Below are 17851 nucleotides of genomic sequence, written 5' to 3' on the forward strand. Positions count from 1 at the left end.
AACGCTTACCTTTCGCAAGTCCTTGCAGGGCAAGGGGCTTCGTAATCTTGCCCTGAGGTCGAGCTTAGACAATGTCGGGTCGGCCTCAAGCAGTAACTCAAGCATCTCCTGCTGTGTTAAACCTCGCTCCTTTCTGGCTTGTTCTAAGAAGTGTGCAAACGTGAGTGGCATTCTTTGTCCTCGATAATCTCTATTATGGTAAGTATTGTTCGATTGCTTATGTAATTCAATCTTCTTTTATTAGAATTTAAACTATAGCTTATCGGGCAGGTTTTTATTATAGATGTAGATAAAACGAAGGTAGGTATTACTAGCTTTACTGTTGATGGTTTTATCGAATCGGCATTTTCGGCAAATGGAATTTTCAAATGCCCAATATTTCTTTTCCAGTGTTCCGCATAATTTATTTCGTCCTGTCACCGATGAGCGTTAACAAATTTAAACGCAGGAGCGGGATTACTAATTTATGAAATATTTAATCTTTAAAGGAAAGTAAAATGTTTAACTTCAAAAAAAGCGCACTAGCATCAGTTCTTCTTATGGGTATGGCAGTAAGTGCAGGTGCTAACGCATCTTCAAATGCTACTGTTATATGGAACGGCGTTGTTCCAACAACTAGCGCATCAGATGCACTTATCATCACTGGCCTAGGAGGTGATACAACAGCGCTTAACGGTACTATCACTCCAAGCTCAGACGGTGTGTTTGAATCAGATACTATCGTACTTGAGTCTCACTTAAATGATGGTGATGCTGTTACTCCTGTTGTTGGTGCATTAGCTTCAGCTAACTGGACTCTAGTTGATGCATCAGTAGCTTTTGACGGTGTGGCAAACCCATCTCAAGCTGTTGAGATTAATGTAAATGGTGCACCAGTAGCCGTTGGTGATGTTGTTTCTGGTGAAGAAACTATTTCAACTAAAGTTAAGCAGACTGCTGTATTACCTGAATCTGAAGTAGGTGGAACTACTGTTCAAGCATCAGTAACGGTTATGGCTGACCTTGTTTAATTTGTAGAAAATTCCCGATTCAAAGGCTCGTAGTAATTACGAGCCTTATTTCTCTACGATGGTAGTCAATATGAAAAAAGTTTTAATACTATTGGCTTTCATGAGTATGAATGCCAACGCCGATTTCAAAGTGCTTTACATTACTACGAGCCTCGATGTAGGCAAACTTTATACAAATTCAATTAATTCTGTTGAATTTATTCCGGCAGTTCTGGAGTTGACGTCAAATCAAGACAAAACAAAATTTGATGATGTTAATACCACATTAAGAATTGAAACAGATATACCTTTTGAGTCTTCGGATATTCCTTATATTTCAACGTTAACAAAAAATACGTCAATTTGTACGGACTACTCTGGAGTGAGCAATGTTCAGGATGATTTCGTTACATTAACGATTGACGGGAAAAGTTTGTCAGAGGGTGAATCCGTCTCTTTTTCAAATTTCAATTTAAATGATGGCGACAATAAGTATAGTGAGCATGACATTATATTAAGTTTTCAGTCATTTAAAGATATCATCACAGCGGGCCAAGCGGAGAGGTGTAATGGTGAGATAGAGTTCAATATAGAGGTAGATATATAATGTTCAGGTTCAAACTCATAACAATGGCAATTTTAGTGTTATTGCCTGTGTATTCGTATTCAAGTTATAGTCAAAATGTTCTTGAAGGTTTTGAAGAACTGTTTGAATTGAAAGAGTCAACAGTCCGTATACGTAACTTAGATGGTTCCCTTACTTCACCGATCCCATTTTTAACGTCGTTTAACACGTTAAAATTAGACTCGAATAATAAAAAAGCGATCGCACAGGTATCTGACTATTTAAATGATAATACAGTGTCGGCTGAGTACCAGCAGAAGATCATAGATCAATTAATGGTTGGCATACAAGATCAGTCTGAGTGTTTAGGTAAGCTCGATGAGTGTGAGTTGTACCCAGAAACGTTTGAGATCGTTCATAACTATAACGATCAAGAAGTCTATCTTTTTGTATCTCCACAGGTGTTGTCATACTCGAATCTCGATGAAGAACTGGTATACCACTCGTCTCTGAGTCAACACAATGGGTTAATCAATTCATTTGATCTGTACGTGAGTGAATATCAAGATCAAGACTCAATCGTTTCTTTAAATAATGAAACGACACTGGGGCTACCTTACGGATACCTCAAAACTGATTTCAATGCCAACAACAGTGATAACGGTTCTGAATTGTATGAAGCGGCATATCATTTAGATATCGATTCTTACTCAATAAAAGCGGGTCATTTTGAATTTGAGCCAGAGGTTAACTCAACTGACTTCCTGAATAACACCGCTCGAGTTGCTCAAAACTCGCTCACGGTAGGTACCTCTAAAAAGTTGCTCGTAGGCGGACATAATAACGACAAAGTATTGAGCTTTTATGCGCCAACAAGTGGCGGTGTACAAGTTCTTCGTGATGGTCGATTGATTTTTCAAGATAACGTACCAGAAGGGCAGAACTCAATTCCTTACAGCAAGTTACCATCTGGTCGCTATGAAGCTGTACTTGAGGTGACAAGTGGTGGGCAAGTTGTTAATACCCAGACTTATCAAGTATATAACACCAAAGGTGACTCTCTGACTCAGGGGGAAGTGGATTTCGTTGCCACTGCGGGTATGTTTTCAGGAAGCCATTACGACTACACGGAACATGGCATTCAAAATATTGAAGACGATGTTTATGGCAAGGCATTAGCTAACTACCAACTCACCCGTTCGTTGCAAGTAGGCTTGGGCGGCTTGGTCACGGACAGTGGCACTATGTACACCGTTGGTGGTGCATACAATCTGATTGATTGGGATTTGAGTACTGAAGCTGTGTACAGCCAATTCGAAGACGCATCTCACTTTAATGCTAATATCGGTATCCCTTATTTAAGTCTATCTTATGAGTCTCTCGATAATGAACTTGGTGATCCAGTTGCTTCTTATATGTACGGATATGCCGATTATTCACGTCTATCGTTGAATTCTTCGTACAGCTTCCGCGGTGGACAATCTATGTATGCGGTTTACTCGCTTAATAACGACAAGCAGTTAGACAATTTAGGTAACTCGGATGAACAGGAACAGCAGTTTATTTCCGTTGGTTACAGCACGCCCACAGTTTTAGATTCGCGAGTTAATATTAACGTCGATTACTCTGAGGCGACGGACGACATATCAGTTAATTTGTTATGGAGTGTCCCGTTGTCAGACACAGTAGAAACTATCATGGGCCTGACGAGTGATAGTGATGACATTAATCAATTTAAAACAACAGTAAGACGAAATCAGTTAATTGACTCAGACTCCTTTAATACGTCGCTTGAGGTGAGTAACACCTACGATCGACAACAGGATGATATGTATCAAGATGCGTTATTGGCGACCAGTGGCACGACTAAATACGCTCGAATGAATGCCTCCGCCCATACGTCCACCAATGGCACGAGTGGTATCAATGCTGGCTTGTCTAGCACTCAAATCGTGACGACAGACGGCGTTTATATTACCGATAAAGCGGCAATGTCTTATACGCTTGTCGATATTCATCAGTCGCAGAATACAGAGCAGACGTTTGATGAAAAAGGTTACTTCTCTCTTAAAAAAGAAGGGCGAAACAACAGTAAGTTCATCGTATATAACGATGAAACAATTGTGCCTTTGGAAGACTATAGTCAATATCGTGCGAAATTTGATTCAGAGAGCGTTGATCTTTACAACTCTGGTGATAGTAACGTAACCGTGTTTACACACCCAGGTACGGTTGCTTCTATTGAGCCAAGAGTTAGTCGCGTCGTTTCGTTTGTCAGCGCCTTTAATGACATATCAGAACAGCCGATTACAGAAGTGGAGTGTCATGGAGAAGGTTGTATTGAAGTCAATGAAATGGCCGACGGTGTTTATAGAGTAACCGTATTGGAAGGCATGAACTTTGAATTGTCAGCGAAAGAAAGCCAATGCTTACTGCCTTATGAATTTACTTCAACAAATCAGATGAACTTTGGTCAAAACTATTGTTTGCCAATAGCTCAAGAAAAGCAGATAGATTTGATTGATGCAGATGAACGACTACAAGCGATGTATTTAGGTGCATACGAAAGCTCGATTGAACTGAATAAAGCGCTTAAAAAGCTCGAGTCACACGGTTATCGAATTATTCAGAAAGAAGTGGGTTCGTTTAAGGCAATTTATATAGCGCATGAATCTATAAACATGGCGGAAACAATAGCGCTTCATAAAAGAGATATCGATCAGTTAAAACTGTTGGCAAAGCGACTTTATCGCACCAACGCCATTACATACCCAGTCGCACAAGTTAATTAAGGAGTGGGAAATGAAATCCAATAAAGTTCTACTAAATTTAGTATCACTCACCGCTATATTGTTATCTATAAGTGTACAAGCTTTTACGGTAGATAAAATGGTTATTGTCTCTGATGATAAAGGGAACGGTATCGTTACGTTAACCAACGACGAGTCTCACCCAATTTTTATCCAAGCAAAGGTGGATGAAATAAATATTATTGATGGAGAACAGGTAGAAAAAAAACAATATACAAGAGACAACTTAAACGATTGGAAGGTGTCATTAACGCACCAGAAGGTAGTTTTGAACCCTGGTGAAGAGAAAGACATTGGCATACGTAGTTTATGCCACAACGCTGCATGCGATAATTCAAAAGATTTGATGTTTATGCTGTCTTTTTCTCCAAGTAAATACAGACCTGGTGAAGTAGTGAGTGGTGTGGAAATTAATTACGGATTCGCACCTGTTTATATTATTCCTACAACACAACCGAATTATTCTTACGAATTAACCAACAACGGTGATAGCCTTAGAGTCGAAAATAAAAGTAATACCATGCTCAATTTTTTTGTAGATGCATGTGTTGCTGAAAACAAAGCCCAATGCAAACAAAAATTTACGGTTGTATCGGGAAGGAATAAGACGTTCCCTTTAACCGAAACTATGCGAAATAACGAGTTGACCATTACCGTGACATCTCACGACAGAAGCTATTCAAAGAAAGAAATGGTGACGAGAGGTAAAATATAATGCCTAGACCTATCCTATATATTGTAGCGTTTATTGCATTAATGACGACAAGCATGGCTCAAGCTGCGTTTGAAGTTCGCGCGGAAGTGAAGGCTGGTGGTGTTCGTTGGGACAATGTGACACGTTACAATGGTAAAATGCTGCCAAGTACGTGGGAAACTCCTCCTATGTTGCAGGCTTCAGAAGCTTGGGCGGCCGCGACATTTTCGGGTACACCTCCAACAGAGATGACTTTAATTGGGGGAAATGGGAATACTTCACCGTCAATATCGATCGATATATCGGGCGTTCAATACAATACTACTGGAATTGAATTTGCCCAGTCAGCGAATACGGTAGGTGGTGGGTGCTCATTTGATGAAGTGTCACTACCGATTGTGACTGTTGAAGGTCCAAACTGTGTTTCGTCTGTTCGATTAATTAATAAACAAAAATCGAGCCCATTTATTTTCCTGAGACCTATTTTCGATATTAACGAAAGTGAAATAGTGTCGGCATTAAGTGGGCTACCAGAGGGGCAATATTCAGCTTCAGTGCCGGTAAATATTCGTTACTACTATGAAAATGACGGCATTATGACTTATCGCAACATCAATGAAGTGATGTTGTTTTCATTTGATTATCAGCCTGTTCAACTCGACAGTGTTTTTGTAAGTGGAGATGGTGTCATGACGCCAGTCTACGACACAATTGGCAAAAGAATAACATCGACAACGTCATTTGATATTACAGCGAACGGCTATTTTAATGACGGAATTGTTTTAACAATGCCCTTACAGTCATACGAATTGGTTAATTCAAGTAACCCTGGTGTGGTTATTCCTTACAGCATTCATTGCGATCAGTGCAGCTCTGGTAACTTAGTTGATGAAGGACAATTAATGTATCAAACAACGGCTATTTCAGAAGGAGCTGGAGTGCAAACAAGTATTAACTTTACTTTAGACTTTGATTACGATATTGAGGGCAGTTCTGCTGTTTCCGGAGATTATTTTGATGAAGTAACGATCATGTTGGAGCCTGGTATTTAAGATGAAAAAAATGAACTTAATGTCATCGATTATCGCTGTGTTCTTATCCATAAGTGTATCAGCAGAGGAGCTGCCTATCCAGATGAGTGGTGGCATGACGTTTTCTGCATTTGATGACAACATGGGACAGACTGAAGCACTTGGTTATAAGGCGGCGGTTGGATATAACATTAGTGAAAACGTACTATTTGAACTTGGCTATGCTGATTATTCTGCTTTTTCTGATTCGGAAATAGATAGTTTACGTGCGGTAATGGTTGAAACCGACTTATTGCTACCCGTCAGTGAATTTGCCTCCTTGTATGCAGGAGTCGGGGGCGCGTTTTCTAGTGACGACACCAATTTTACGGCATCGCTTGGTCTTAAATACCAATTGAGTAAAAATTGGAGCGCCGACCTTGGTTACCAAGGCGTCTTTGATTTAGCTCGTCAACAAGACGATCTATACGCATTTAATGCACTGTTGGTTTATCGTTTTTCAAGCAATGAAGCCGCAGAAGGCCTTTCAGATATTAACCCAAGGCCCAATGTTGACCAGCTTGTTGAAGAGTCGACCCAAGTATCAAGGCCGAAAACCCAATTGGCGTCTATTGTCCCAATTAAGAAGGCGCCATCGTGTCAGCAGCGTTTAGTTGAATACCGAGTGGTTCCTGGCGACTATTTGCACCGAATTGCAAGAGCATTTGATAGCTCACTTGATGAATTAGTCGAAGCAAATCCAAATCTTAATAATCGTGATTTGAATTTGATTTACCCTGAAGAGAAAATACTTTACCCGAAAGTTAGCTGTTTAGATTAAGTTGCCTTCCTTGAAACAGAAACACTGCCAATTTTTTGGCAGTGTTTCTTTGTTTGTAGCAGAGAGTATCTCGCCAATGTAAATGATATCTACACTTGTTTAGCTATCTCGCATCTTGCGTTTTTGAAATTCAAGAGTGGCCAATACCTTTAAATCCGAATGCGCGATACTGCTCACCAATCGAGCTACTCACCTTTTATCGTTTGGGCTCGCAAATATGCTAATTAATACCTCAATTATATGCATGAAGGTCAAATATAAGAGAGCGGAGTAATGATCGGACCAAATATTTTAAACATGTATGTACTCATTCTTTTCGCGCTTGGTGTTATATACGCGCTGAGCAAAATAGACGAGTAGTATCCTAAAATTTATTATTTTTAGTAGAGAGAAATATGAAAATTAAATATAATCTATTAACAGTATTCGCAATTTGTTCAGCAATGACTTCTACTGCTGCCAATGCTTTTAATGTCGACAAGATGATTGTCGTCGCGGATAAAAAGGGCAATGGTGTCGTGACACTTATTAATGATGAGTCTCACCCGATTTTTGTTAATGGAAAAGTACAAGAAATTCAGTTTATTGATGGCGACAAAATCGTTCGTAATAGTTATACAAGAAACAATCTAGATGATTGGAAAATATCTCTTACGCACCCAAGATTAGTTTTAAGACCTGGTGAAGAGAAAGACGTGGGTGTTCGTAGCTTATGTCACAACACGTCTTGCGATAACAGCAAAGATTTGATGTTTATGCTGCCATTTACTCCTAGTCGTTATAAAGAAGAGGGAGAGAAAATTCACGGTGTCGAGATAAACTATGGTTTTTCACCGGTTTATATTCTGCCTACGACAAAGCCAAGTTTTGATTATAAGATTTACAATCAGGGCGAGAATTTACGCATCGATAATAATAGTAATACGCTAATTGATGTTTATGTTAACTCATGTACAACAGAAAATAATACGCAATGCAAACAAAAGTTCACTGTTGTATCTGGTCGGGATAAAACGTTTTCTCTTGCGGAATATACGCAAAGTGAACAACTTAATGTAACCGTAACATCTTACGATAAAAAATACTCTAAAGAGATGCAACTGCCTATTCAGTAATAGGAACGCTGAAAATAGACATAATTATAGGCCTTCAATGATTAATGCTAATCAAGGACGATCAGCATTCATTACCCATGTTCAGTGCTAATTTTAGCCTACATGGCATCACTGTTATCAGCAAAGTGTAAATGCCCAATACAACATTAAATACAAATCATAAAATCAATTTTGAAATCAATAAAAAGTAAAGAGAAGTAATATGAACCTTTTAAGCAATAAGCCAGGAGGAAGCATTCCCCTGGGTTTTGTCGTCGCTACTACGCTTACCCTTTTTGGGTGTGGTGGAGAGGGCAGTGAAGGAAGTGCCGGAAGCTCAGCAAGTGTTTCCCCTAATACTCAAAGCGCGACGCTTTCCGCTCAAAATGCTACCTACTCGACTGGCTATGCTGAATCGTTCGAGGTTGACCTGTCGTCAAAGGTATTTTCATCAACGGGTGGTGGCTTTGCGCTGAGTGAAGTCGAGGTCTTGTCTAATGATGATAGCTGCCAAGTAGAAAGTATGACGGAAACAGGGTTTGTAATTCAGGCCTTTGATACCAAGGTGTGTGACTATCGATATCATGTGACTCCTAAAACATTGTCGCCAATGAGCCGTATGGCTGAAGCGCCAATGAGTGATAGTAGTAGCTCAGAAGGTTCGAGTTCTGCGGTTACGCGCATTGCGGTAAGTAGTAATCCTAGCTCAACCGAACTGGTTCCAGTAAGTGCAACAACACTGATTAATGAAGATGTGAGTGTTTTACTGAAGGACGAATTGGAGAAAGTCGGCTTTACGTTAGGTGACGAGTTTGTATTAACGGAGCTTACACTACCGTACGGTCGCTCGAGCTCAGTTCAAATAAATAGTACAGATGACCAGACTATGGATTATACCCCGCCGTCAGGTTTTACCGGCATTGACCGTGTTCTTTATACGTTAGAAGACTCGGTTAATGGCCTTGTGCTGATGGGGGTTTTAGATGTTGCGGTGGGCTACGAAGCTAACCAAGGTTTTACGATTGACGATAATATTGTATATCCAGTTGTTGTCAACGTATTGACCGATGAAGAAATCGACATCAGCGGCTTTGTTTCCTCGGACGATAGTGATGATTATCAATTGGTGTATGTTGAATCGTTTAACGCAAAAGCGGTACCTAAAGATCCACTGGACACTCAGAATAAAACGATCGTCTTTCAAGCGTCACAACCAGGTTACCACTATATTAGTTTTGCGGTTAGTGATCATAATGGAGTGTATGACATGGGTTTGATTCGTGTTGAAGTGACCGATCCTAATCAGTCATCAAAATGGGACGACATTTCTCATTTGTTGGATCTCTATATTGGACCACCCACCGCACTTGATGCAGCCGGGCAAGGCTCGCCTTATGATATAAAACTGAACGATGATGGCTACAGCCCAGCGATTGATATGGCTGGTTTTCGTTATCCGTCGGCCGTAGCATACTGCGACACCATCGGTGGTTCAGTGCCGACGTTTGATCAACTTAAGCTGATGGCCACTGATACCGATGTTCAGGCGTTACATAACTGGCCTGTTAAAGCGCAATACCTCGCTTATGATGACGGAGCAGATCTGGTTAAGTGGGTGGATCTTAAAGATGGCAGCACCCTTACAGGCGATGTCGATCCAACATCGGCTTATTATGTGACATGTGTTAAGCAAGGTTTAATTACTGTATTGCCTACCTCAAGCACGGAAGTTGTCGCGGATGGAGTTGATGTTGGTTCTGTATTTGTTGAGTTAAAACTCGGTCAAGAAGTAAGACCAGATACCCTTGTGACGGCTTCTGTCTCTAGCCCAAATGTGACATTGGACAGCGATAACGTTACCACAGACAGCTATGGTATTGCCGAGTTTCGCTTAACCAGTTTAAAAGCGGAAACCGTCACATTAACCCTTGATGTGGGTGGCATTACTCAAGACTATGAAGTTAAGTTTATTGGTGATGAAAAGACGGCTGCAGTGTCATCAGAAGCAACGATTGACACGGTACCTTATACGTCAGTGGAAGGTGGCCAGGTTACTGCGACCTTGACCGATCAAAATAGCAACCCAGTAGAAGGTTACTCAGTCATTTCAGTGGTAAGTACAGAACAGCACCCAGACACCGCAGAAATGGTTACTCCTATCCTTGAAGCGGAAACGACTCAAACCGATGAATCAGGTGAGCAAAAAGTGCGGGTAAAGTGGGATACAAACTATCAAACCCCAACAACGACCATGACCTTTGATGTGGCGTCATCTTACACCACAACAACCAATACACAGACTAATGCGATTAGCCAAGTTACCTTTCATGCCTATTTGTGTGGTGGCCAAGTTGGGGATGATGATCAACAAAACGCCGCGGGTGCCTGTGTTAAAATTGCGGAAAGCGATGGAAAGTTGTTTACCGGTACTCCAAGTGAGAGCTTTTTAAACGCTGTTGGCTATAGTGGTAATTACTACGGTAGTCATGTTGACAATATCCCTTATGGTCCTTCAGGATCGTTTGCAATTTTTAGTGTTACTGAAGCACATAGCCTTTGTGAACATTATAATACACTTGAGCTTAACGGGAGAGATGATTGGGCTTTAGCAAATATAGATGAGTTGACGAGTCTTTTTAATAACTTTGGTCACATGTACACCGCGAAGGGTTGGGCGACCGGCTACTTCTACTGGTCGTCGACGGCTAATGGTTCCGGCTACTACTACAGCGTGGGCCTCACCTATGGCGGCGTCGGCAGCAGCTACCCATCCCGTCAGTACTACGTCTCGTGCGTATCAGGTTCTTAGGGTTCAACGTTCAGAGTTTGCGGCCCGCAGGGCCGTTTTTTCTTTTTATAGAGGGTAGCGGTTTATTTTCTAAACTCAGTAAGGATTAATATGGATATTGAAACAAAACTCAAGCTTAGTCAGCAACAAGGTAAAATTATCGGCATACATGAAGGCATGTTTGTTCGTTTTTATGATCAAGCGCTGTTCGCATGGCAGCAGTGGGTGGTCACTCCCCCCTCTTTGCCTGTTTTAAAAGTGTCAGCTAAAGTGGTTAAAAAACTCGGGTCACAATGTGTTCTATCGGGCGGGTTACCTGTAAGCAGCCTTGCAAAAGTAGGGGTGTTTCCTGACGAAAAGGTATCATCAGCATTGGTTTTTATGCCGATATGTCTAATTGGGAAGAGTGGTATCTATCGCACAAAAACGACTTACCTGTACATGAACGGTCTGACTTAAATCCTAGACTAAAAATAGATAACAGCTTCGCTAAAGTTTGGATGCCACAGTGGTTAGTACACCAGCTAGACGAATGCACACCGGACACATCTAACCCAGAGGGTAGGTTGCTGTTTGATGTTATTCGTTGGACTGAACGGTAGCCTTAGTAATGTTTTTGATAAGGCGATACGCTAAAAACAGGGAACATAGCAGCGTTGCTGCGCCTAGAGAACACCTTTGTTACGGCATTGGTGAGCGGGCCCTGGTATGTTATCGGCACTTATGGCCTTATTAGAGGTAATAAAGGGGGGCAAGTCGAAAGGCAACACTCCGTATAAACAATAAGTGCAAACGTGAAGGGTTGGGCGACCAACAACAACTACTGGTCGTCGACGGCTAATGGTTCCAACTACTACAACGTGAACCTCAACTATGGCAACGTCAACAGCAACAACCCATCCAATCAGAACTACGTCTCGTGCGTATCAGGCTGACATATACTCAGTGTTGTCGCCTTATCAAAAATGACAAGAACGGAGCTTAACGCTCGTATAGTATGCATTGGCAGGAATAAAGAGCGTTTTTAACTCGCCGAAATGATTGTGATAGAGCGATTTACGTAATCTACAGTGGTTAGCATGGCTCAATAAGCCGTAATAACTATTAATAGTGCTTAGCATTGCGCGATATAAAGGGAGCCCTAATGGAGGCGTGTTGCCCGCTCTGTCCCATCGTTGCCATTGGCCACGTTCTGGTGGTGTCGCATTTGGTAAAGTCATATGTGGCATCAGGAGAGAGCGAAAATAACAGAGTCGTTGCTTGAGTGACTGAACTGTAGACTGACGTATAGTTTTATGGTGCCCATAAATACGATACCCCAAATAGTCAAAGCCATGCGTTATTTTGTCAAGGTGAACCTTTGTTGGGTGTAGTTTAAGCTTTAATTGTTCTATGAGGTAACACTTAATTTCTTGTTGCCAGCTTTGCAAGGTGCTTGAAGAGCCGGCAAGTAAAAATAGGTCATCCATATAACGAACGTAACCTTTCACTTTTAACTCGTGTTTAATAAAGTGGTCTAGGTCATTGAGGTAATAATTACCCATTAATTGGCTCGTAACGCTACCTATCGGCAGGCCTGTTCCTATTGGGCTGTGAATGAGGCGTTTATGTTTAGGAATGGCGTGCAAAAGAGACTGATCCCCGGTTCGGGTAAGAGCTTCACGTGCGGTATCGTGAGTAATAATTTGCTTGGTTACTTCAATAAGGCAACGCTGTTTAAGTGGGTTAATGGTAGCATTGGCAATAAGCTGCTCTATTTTATTGAGTAGAAGGGATTTATCTATCTGGTTAAAATAGCTGTATATGTCCAACGACATTGCCCATTGGTGCTTTGGTTGCCTCATTAATTTTTGGCTTTTTTCTATAGCCGCGTAGGTTCCTTTCCCTTTACGGTTTGCGTAAGTGTCGTCAATAAAACGCTTTTCCATTAGCGGGGTTAAATGACTACACACCCACATTTGAGCAATTCGGTCTTTGAATGAAGGGGCATAAATCTCTCTGAGTTTAGGTTCGGTAATGGCGAAGTGTTGGTAGGGCTCAGGGCTATATGAGCCGCTAAGTATGGCATCACAGAGCTCGTGGCAGTATGTTGGCATTTGCAAGGCCTGTGTAGCCTTTTGTTGGCTACGACCTGCAAGTTGAGCACTACGGAGTAACTCAGAGACAAGTTTGTGACGAATTGATGAGGGATAATTATGGGGCAACCTTTTAAACATAATCGAATATACTATGACTTACAGAAATTGTATAAGCTATATTGGAACCAACATAAGCATTTTCCCAGAGCATTTCGGTTTACCACTGGGGAACAATTGCTCAAAGAAATAACGCTAGCGATTCGCAATGTAGTACTAGCGAATCTACAAAATAAATCAACAACGGCAGGAAAAGAGTGCGCCGTAAGTTTGTTAATGGAGGTTAATGCTTCGCTAGAGACTATCTCAGCACTGCTGTTATTAGCTTGGGAAATGAAGTTCCTCTCTCACGGTGCGCTTGCTGTGCTGACCGAATGCATTGGTCATATTCAAAGGCAAGTTGTAGGTTGGCGGCGCTGGTTTTTGGACGGGAGTGTTTAAATTCACTGCAAAACACATATTTTGTCAGTTTTATTTAAACTATAACCTATCTTGTAAATGGTATTGATTTCTATCCATCCACCGAGCCTAAGAAGCTTCTTTCTTAAAGACATGATCACCATATTCAATGCATTGTCACAGACGAATGAATTGGGCCATCCCATTTTTAGTAGATGGTGTTTGGTTAAATGCTCCCCTTGATGAGTGAGTAACTCTTTTAGAACTAAAAATTCACTGAGTGTGAGCTGGATGGGTTTTATCGTTGGGTGGTCGGCTAGCGAAATTCTTAGCGACCCTTTATGTAAGATTAAGTGCATAAACAAACAGCCAGTTTAATTATCATACCCGTATTATTTATTTGCTGCGATTACATGCAAGGTCAGGTTGAATATTAATCTGGCTATTATGCCTACTTAATGGGTTTTCCTTTCATATTACACATCAAACGAAACCATTTTATTTGCTGTTTTTGTATTAGTTATTTCAGTTTGTTTAAGTTCAACCTTACAACGTTCGCTTTGTGAGTTGAACGCGACTTGATTGCTAATAGGGTTTGAAGCGCAGTCAGAAGTCGGTACTTTCCCTGTCCAACGCACAGTGACATTTGCGGCCGCCGACTGAAAAGAGATAAGAGTTGCTAATACTGCTGTTGAAATAAAGATTAATGAACGCATATTTAGGCACCTTTTATTAGTGTTGTGTTGATATGCCTAGTTTGGTAGCGATAGGGCAGGTTGTAAAATAAATAGTTATAAATTCAGTTGCATTAAAACTTGAATGGTAATTTGTAGCAGAGGGAATAGTAGGAAACCAAAATAAAGGCTGGCAGTGAAAATTAAAACGGAGTGGGCGATCAAATGAAAGGGGAGGCTAATTTAAAGACGTTAAACTTGAGTGAAATCACTTAAGGACAGCGGGTTAGCCTAATGAGCCGTAGCTAGGAATAGCCACGGCATCAAATTGACCGCATTTGGATTTAACAAGAATCTAAGCTTCGTTAAAACAATATAGGCTAACAATAACTTTGAGCTTGGGTGCGCAATGCATTTTTTAGGTTCGTCGGCAGTTGTGAACGGTGTATACCCTGGATTGCACCCTCTAACGACCAAACTAACTCGATGGTTGGTTTATGGTGGGTATGCTGTTGGATAGCCTCTACAGCACCAATCGTGCCCAGGTTTTTGAGTTTCTCAATGGAGTTTATACCCGCTTTCTCAAGAAGTTGCTCAGTTGAGAATCGCATGTTGGGTAAGTCTTTGAGCCTTTCGGGAGCAGAAATATAACTGCTTCGTGATCTCTTTATTTGCTCTAGTGCGATTTCTGCTTCACATAGAGTCAAAGAATACTTGCTCCAAGGGTTTGCTGGCAACTTGTAATAATCCGCATTCTGACTTACTCCAAGTACGCTCGCATTCACCTTGGGGTAGCCCTTGTTAATAAAGTAGCCTTCTTGTGCCGGTGTTCCTCTGAGGTACAGCTCCCCACTTTTATGTAGAACGAGCAAAACGTGATCTACATAGAAGGCCGTTACGCCAAATATTTGTTTTATAGACACTCGACCTAATTGTTCCAAGCGTCTAAAAGTATGTCTGAAAAGTTGAGCCATTATTTTCACTCGATAATCATAAAAAGTGTGATCTATTGTCCAAATGTAGCCAGCAGTGAATATGGCATAAGCCAAGTTAAAAAACAGACAATGCCATTAGGCATGCCGGTTATTTAAATTCTCGATCTGCCATATCAGTTTTGTAACAGACGGTCAAAATTAAGGGGGGTCACGAAGGCGGGAGAAATTGGTATGTATAGCATCGACACAAATGTATTTTTAATGGCGACGGGTTGTAACTTTCAATCGGATATTGGCGTTCGATTTCGTCAGATTGCTATTAGAAGTTTGCACAAGGTTAATGATGATATTCTTCAAGGAGGTGAGTCCAATCGAGCGCTCGCCCATAAAGTGAAAGGCATTGCGTTATCTTGCGGGGCTACAGAGGTTGCAAGAATTTGTCTTAAATTGGAGCACTACGACGCGGTAATCAATGAAAGTGCAGGAAAAAAGATTTTGATGGATGTGTCTAACGCCATGATTCAACTTTTTGACGCTTAAGTTGGAGGATATGAACGTGTCTTTTAAAAATAAAATCATTTTCACCAACGCAACAATACTGGTTCTATTTGTGGTGTTGCTTACGTACTCCGCTATCGAAATCGTTCAGGTTTCTTCACAAAACCAATTTGAAGAGATAAAGGAGAGCATTACGGGAAATAACAAAAAGCTTCTACTTACCTTTGTGAAAGCTCAAAGTGTAACCCTTGATAAAGAGGTCGAGCTGATCACTGAGGAAGTGGATCATGTGGCGATTGATTTTGCTCATGATTTTGTTAATGAATCGAAAAACGAGGCACTTCGTAATAAACAGCTGGCTTATATCAATACTAAGCTTAAGCCCTTTATCAAAAAGGTGCTTTTTATTGACACTGAACGCAACCAAGAAGTCTCTATCACCGAAAATGGTATTGTAAGCCGCTCTATTTCTGTCGATTTTAGTCGCATGATCCACTACAAGAATTTCTATATAGGGAAAGAAGTTAAAGTGGGGCACGTCACTAAGTTTGCCATTTATATCCGTCCAGAGCACTGGGATAACGCGTTACTCAAATTTGATTTAGATTTAGAGTATTTTTCTCGTTCACTGACTTTTGAAAATATGATCGATGAATTCCAATACCGTTATTTCTTAGTAGACGACAGCGGCAAGCTTATCGCGTCGAATCTACAACAGAATGTCGACCAATTGATGTCTGAAAGTGTTTTTGATGAACAAATTCAAAAGAGTGTCGGAAGCCATATCATGTCACATTACTTGGGTAGTTTTGTGGTAAGTGGCGAAAAAGGTGTTTTCAATGTCACTTTTGTTCAGAACCGTCAAACCGGTTGGAGGTTGATTTTAGTCACGCCAGAGCATGTGATTCGTTCCAGTTATGCGACCACCAAAGAGCTGGTTTTATCTGGTGATAACTCGTTGATCAAACGCCTGTTCTTTGCTTATATCCTTTTGCTTGGTCTGTTTTTAGCTATTAACTCAATCGCGGTGAATAAGATGCTGATACCTATTTCTAAATTGATCGCACAAGCTAAATATCTAAAGCAGCGTGATTTTAATAAATCCAGACATACTGTTTATAGTAATGGAGACGAAATTGAACAGCTTTCAAAGGCTTATTCTGAGGCTGGGATCCAGATTCAAAATTTGATTGAAGGGCTTGAATATGAAGTTGAAGAGCGAACGAAGCAGTACGAGATAGCAGCGCAAGAGGCGAGTGAGGCCAATAAACAGAAATCGGTGCTGCTTTCAAATGTGTCCCATGAGGTTCGCACGCCACTGACCGCGATTATTGGTTATACACATATGCTAAGCCATAGCAAAAACTTTGACGAATATCGCCATCAGCTGAACGGTATTTCGAGTGCGAGCAATACTATTTTAGGCATTGTGAATGACCTATTGGATTTTGAAAGAGTAAAAGCAGCAAGCTATTCATTAAACCCTAAATGCCTGTCAGTAATGAGTTTGATGCGCGAAATTGAAAATACGTTTTTTCCGCTTAGCGAGTCTAAACAATTGTCGCTTGATATTATATGCAATGTCGATGCTTCGACAACATTGATGATTGATGAGCTTCGTATTAAGCAAGCAATCAATAATATAGTTTCGAACGCATTGAAGTTTACAAACAAGGGAGGGGTGACAATAGAAGTTTCAACCGACGATAGAGCATTCAATATCTCCGTAAGCGATACTGGAGTCGGTATTCCCCAAGATAAATTGGATGCGGTGTTTAACGGCTTTGAACAGGTTAATCAAGAAGACCAACAGTTTGGTTTTGGCTTGGGCTTGGCGATAACTAAAACCATCGTAGAGTTAATGAAGGGTTCGTTGCGTGTTGAGAGTGTGCTCGGCACCGGTAGTACTTTTGTTATCTCACTCCCAGCTCAAGAAATTATGAATGTTCTTGAGTGTTCTAACGGTGTTGCTGAACAGGTATATAACGTTAGAGAGCGCTTAGACTGCACAAGTAAAAAAGCCTTGATCGTTGATGATGTTGAGTTCAACCGAGAAATTCTAGAGTTCCACTTAAACGAGCTAGGTTGTGAATGCATGACCGCGAATGATGGTTTGGAGGCTTTAGCACTCGCTTCTGAACATGACTTTGATGTTGTACTGACGGATATTTCAATGCCGGTTATGGATGGCATTGAGCTTGCTTCTGAGTTGGAAAAGCGTAAGCCATCGTTACCTATAATTGCCGTTACGGCACGAGCTACCATTCAAGAAGAGGCTCGAATGGACCAATACTTTTCGTGTTATCTAACCAAACCGCTCAACCCGAGCGATCTAAAGCTAAAGCTTCATTGCGCTTTATCAGGTGGTACTTGCTAACTTAGTTAAATACTCCTACCTATAACCTGAGGGTAAGCCATC

General features: G+C 41.0%; 16 protein-coding genes. 12 read left to right on the forward strand and 4 right to left on the reverse strand.

All coding sequences use genetic code 11. From position 1 onward, the window contains the following. The first annotated feature begins 497 nt into the window (after positions 1-497). The 9 genes from AB6E78_RS17015 to AB6E78_RS17055 all read left to right on the forward strand — a co-directional run bounded on the left by AB6E78_RS17015 (position 498) and on the right by AB6E78_RS17055 (position 11250). Positions 498-1010, forward strand: a complete 513-nt coding sequence (locus AB6E78_RS17015) for a hypothetical protein (RefSeq protein WP_102321102.1) — start codon at positions 498-500, stop codon at positions 1008-1010. A gap of 70 nt (positions 1011-1080) precedes the next feature. Further along, positions 1081-1596 (forward strand): hypothetical protein, encoded by a 516-nt coding sequence (locus tag AB6E78_RS17020; protein ID WP_102321101.1) that lies wholly within the window; start codon positions 1081-1083, stop codon positions 1594-1596. Next, entirely contained in the window at positions 1596-4346 is a 2751-nt protein-coding gene (locus AB6E78_RS17025) for a TcfC E-set like domain-containing protein (RefSeq protein WP_102321100.1), read from the forward strand. The genes AB6E78_RS17020 and AB6E78_RS17025 overlap by 1 nt, the downstream gene beginning before the upstream one ends. A gap of 10 nt (positions 4347-4356) precedes the next feature. After that, positions 4357-5079 (forward strand): hypothetical protein, encoded by a 723-nt coding sequence (locus AB6E78_RS17030; RefSeq protein ID WP_102321099.1) that lies wholly within the window; start codon positions 4357-4359, stop codon positions 5077-5079. Beyond that, complete coding sequence (locus tag AB6E78_RS17035) at positions 5079-6110, forward strand: hypothetical protein (protein ID WP_065583729.1); 1032 nt, start codon at positions 5079-5081, stop codon at positions 6108-6110. Before AB6E78_RS17030 ends, AB6E78_RS17035 begins: the two co-directional genes overlap by 1 nt. 1 nt (position 6111) lies before the next feature. Next, positions 6112-6909, forward strand: coding sequence for an outer membrane beta-barrel protein (locus AB6E78_RS17040; RefSeq protein ID WP_102321098.1), 798 nt, complete (start codon positions 6112-6114; stop codon positions 6907-6909). 395 nt (positions 6910-7304) lie between these two features. Beyond that, a complete protein-coding gene (locus AB6E78_RS17045; RefSeq protein WP_241910598.1) occupies positions 7305-8024 on the forward strand; it encodes a hypothetical protein in 720 nt (239 codons plus the stop codon). Between the two features lie 202 nt (positions 8025-8226). Next, the gene (locus AB6E78_RS17050) at positions 8227-10812 is read left to right on the forward strand and encodes a DUF1566 domain-containing protein (protein WP_102321097.1); all 2586 of its coding nucleotides are present in this window, start codon (positions 8227-8229) and stop codon (positions 10810-10812) included. A gap of 90 nt (positions 10813-10902) precedes the next feature. Then, entirely contained in the window at positions 10903-11250 is a 348-nt protein-coding gene (locus AB6E78_RS17055; RefSeq protein ID WP_137001854.1) for a hypothetical protein, read from the forward strand. Between the two features lie 500 nt (positions 11251-11750). On the opposite strand, the gene AB6E78_RS17060 is transcribed toward AB6E78_RS17055, so the two are convergent. Then, positions 11751-12887, reverse strand: a complete 1137-nt coding sequence (locus AB6E78_RS17060) for a reverse transcriptase domain-containing protein (protein ID WP_372133464.1) — start codon at positions 12885-12887, stop codon at positions 11751-11753. A 216-nt stretch (positions 12888-13103) separates the two neighbouring features. Here AB6E78_RS17060 and AB6E78_RS17065 point away from each other — a divergent pair, with 216 nt between their 5' ends. Then, positions 13104-13367 (forward strand): hypothetical protein, encoded by a 264-nt coding sequence (locus AB6E78_RS17065; RefSeq protein WP_258183228.1) that lies wholly within the window; start codon positions 13104-13106, stop codon positions 13365-13367. A gap of 2 nt (positions 13368-13369) precedes the next feature. Here AB6E78_RS17065 and AB6E78_RS17070 read toward each other — a convergent pair whose 3' ends face one another. The 3 genes from AB6E78_RS17070 to AB6E78_RS17080 form a co-directional block, all read right to left on the reverse strand. Further along, positions 13370-13684 carry a helix-turn-helix domain-containing protein gene (locus tag AB6E78_RS17070; RefSeq protein WP_017061716.1) on the reverse strand — a complete coding sequence of 105 codons (315 nt, stop codon included), beginning with the start codon at positions 13682-13684 and terminating at the stop codon, positions 13370-13372. A 117-nt stretch (positions 13685-13801) separates the two neighbouring features. After that, complete coding sequence (locus AB6E78_RS17075) at positions 13802-14041, reverse strand: hypothetical protein (RefSeq protein ID WP_017061717.1); 240 nt, start codon at positions 14039-14041, stop codon at positions 13802-13804. A 338-nt stretch (positions 14042-14379) separates the two neighbouring features. Then, positions 14380-14973, reverse strand: coding sequence for a TfoX/Sxy family DNA transformation protein (locus AB6E78_RS17080; RefSeq protein WP_137001856.1), 594 nt, complete (start codon positions 14971-14973; stop codon positions 14380-14382). 192 nt (positions 14974-15165) lie between these two features. Between AB6E78_RS17080 and AB6E78_RS17085 the strand changes: the two genes are divergently transcribed. Next, positions 15166-15474 carry an Hpt domain-containing protein gene (locus AB6E78_RS17085; protein ID WP_017061719.1) on the forward strand — a complete coding sequence of 103 codons (309 nt, stop codon included), beginning with the start codon at positions 15166-15168 and terminating at the stop codon, positions 15472-15474. Between the two features lie 10 nt (positions 15475-15484). Next, entirely contained in the window at positions 15485-17809 is a 2325-nt protein-coding gene (locus AB6E78_RS17090; protein WP_372074864.1) for an ATP-binding protein, read from the forward strand. Positions 17810-17851 lie beyond the last annotated feature (42 nt).

It is taken from the genome of Vibrio sp. 10N.247.310.98, assembly GCF_041467395.1.
In the GTDB taxonomy this organism is placed as follows: Bacteria; Pseudomonadota; Gammaproteobacteria; order Enterobacterales; family Vibrionaceae; genus Vibrio; species Vibrio crassostreae_C.

Coding starts and splice junctions, on each gene's coding strand:
- AB6E78_RS17090 (WP_372074864.1), top strand. CDS start 15,485: ATGAACGTGTCTTTTAAAAATAAAATCATTTTCACCAACGCAACAATA.
- AB6E78_RS17060 (WP_372133464.1), bottom strand. CDS start 12,887: ATGCCAACATACTGCCACGAGCTCTGTGATGCCATACTTAGCGGCTCA.
- AB6E78_RS17075 (WP_017061717.1), bottom strand. CDS start 14,041: ATGCGTTCATTAATCTTTATTTCAACAGCAGTATTAGCAACTCTTATC.
- AB6E78_RS17015 (WP_102321102.1), top strand. CDS start 498: ATGTTTAACTTCAAAAAAAGCGCACTAGCATCAGTTCTTCTTATGGGT.
- AB6E78_RS17050 (WP_102321097.1), top strand. CDS start 8,227: ATGAACCTTTTAAGCAATAAGCCAGGAGGAAGCATTCCCCTGGGTTTT.
- AB6E78_RS17070 (WP_017061716.1), bottom strand. CDS start 13,684: ATGCACTTAATCTTACATAAAGGGTCGCTAAGAATTTCGCTAGCCGAC.
- AB6E78_RS17020 (WP_102321101.1), top strand. CDS start 1,081: ATGAAAAAAGTTTTAATACTATTGGCTTTCATGAGTATGAATGCCAAC.
- AB6E78_RS17025 (WP_102321100.1), top strand. CDS start 1,596: ATGTTCAGGTTCAAACTCATAACAATGGCAATTTTAGTGTTATTGCCT.
- AB6E78_RS17035 (WP_065583729.1), top strand. CDS start 5,079: ATGCCTAGACCTATCCTATATATTGTAGCGTTTATTGCATTAATGACG.
- AB6E78_RS17055 (WP_137001854.1), top strand. CDS start 10,903: ATGGATATTGAAACAAAACTCAAGCTTAGTCAGCAACAAGGTAAAATT.
- AB6E78_RS17080 (WP_137001856.1), bottom strand. CDS start 14,973: ATGGCTCAACTTTTCAGACATACTTTTAGACGCTTGGAACAATTAGGT.
- AB6E78_RS17030 (WP_102321099.1), top strand. CDS start 4,357: ATGAAATCCAATAAAGTTCTACTAAATTTAGTATCACTCACCGCTATA.
- AB6E78_RS17045 (WP_241910598.1), top strand. CDS start 7,305: ATGAAAATTAAATATAATCTATTAACAGTATTCGCAATTTGTTCAGCA.
- AB6E78_RS17085 (WP_017061719.1), top strand. CDS start 15,166: ATGTATAGCATCGACACAAATGTATTTTTAATGGCGACGGGTTGTAAC.
- AB6E78_RS17040 (WP_102321098.1), top strand. CDS start 6,112: ATGAAAAAAATGAACTTAATGTCATCGATTATCGCTGTGTTCTTATCC.